The sequence below is a fragment of the Paludisphaera soli genome (genome assembly GCF_011064595.1).
Taxonomy (GTDB): Bacteria; Planctomycetota; Planctomycetia; order Isosphaerales; family Isosphaeraceae; genus Paludisphaera; species Paludisphaera soli.
This window is the reverse complement of sequence record NZ_JAALJI010000148.1, coordinates 1-515: the sequence shown is the minus strand read 5'-3', so window position 1 is coordinate 515 and position 515 is coordinate 1. Positions and strand designations below refer to the sequence as shown.

Sequence of the window (515 nt, the reverse complement as noted above, 5' to 3'; positions counted from 1 at the left end):
GCCTTGCTTCGCTCGTAGTCATCGCCTACGCTCATAATGTAGCTACATAACCTAGACAGTCAAGAGTGTAGCTACATTTTTTCTTGCGAGGGTCGATTTCGTGGGCAGAAAAGCCATGTCGGGAGAGCGGAAGAGCGATCGGCCCTTGCGGATCAGGCTCACCGACGAGGAGCGCGCGAAGCTCGACGCGGCCGCGAAGGCGGCCGGCTCTCCGACGTCGACGTGGGCGAGAGACGCGATGTTCGATGCTGCGGATCGAGCCTTTAGCCGTCGCCAGGCCGATCCAGACGCAACTGACGACTAAGAACCTATCTCGGTAGGCGTGGACTGTGTATGCTTTCCTGAGGCGATAGGAAGCCGCTTCAGGAGGTTGCAGCAATGGCCCAGGCCGCCCCGCGCAAGGCCCCCGTGGACGACGGGTGGCGCATCCCCGAATCCCTCTGGAGCCGGATCGCCCCGCTCCTGCCGGCCCGCAAGGCCCATCCGCTGGGCTGCCACAACCCGCGGGTCGACGG

At 63.5% G+C, this 515-nt stretch carries 1 protein-coding gene; it reads left to right on the top strand.

Annotated elements, in window-relative coordinates:
• Positions 1-115 precede the first annotated feature (115 nt).
• Positions 116-304, top strand: a complete 189-nt coding sequence (locus tag G6O68_RS33795) for a plasmid mobilization protein (protein WP_390625422.1) — start codon at positions 116-118, stop codon at positions 302-304.
• Positions 305-515: the final 211 nt, after the last annotated feature.